Annotated in this window: 1 protein-coding gene; it reads left to right on the top strand. The window is 56.4% G+C overall.

The window, feature by feature from the left end:
- On the top strand, positions 1-305 hold a 305-nt coding region (locus tag HMPREF2875_RS09920), incomplete at both ends, for an ATP-binding protein (RefSeq protein ID WP_168165578.1).

The raw sequence follows: 305 nt of genomic DNA, 5'->3' as shown, positions 1-305 counted from the left end.
TACGCACTCGATAAAGAAGTCGCGGCCAGGCGTGAACGACGCATCAACAAACTGCTGAAAGCATCCCGATCGCCAAACCTTGATGCTTGCCTTGAAAACGTGGTCTGCACGCCTGACCGCAACATCAACCCCGAGCAAGTCAGCAGACTCGCTCACGGACAATGGTGCCACCTGGGACAAAACATTGTCATCCTGGGCAAATCCTCAGTCGGCAAAACCTACCTCGCCCAAGCACTGATCACAGCAGCATGCCGCAACGACTACTCCGCACGGTTCTACCGCACCGACATGCTCGCCGCCGAACT

This window comes from Corynebacterium sp. HMSC078H07, assembly GCF_001812805.1.
In the GTDB taxonomy this organism is placed as follows: Bacteria; Actinomycetota; Actinomycetes; order Mycobacteriales; family Mycobacteriaceae; genus Corynebacterium.
Note: the sequence above shows the minus strand (reverse complement) of the source record. Positions and strands in the feature narration are given on the sequence as shown.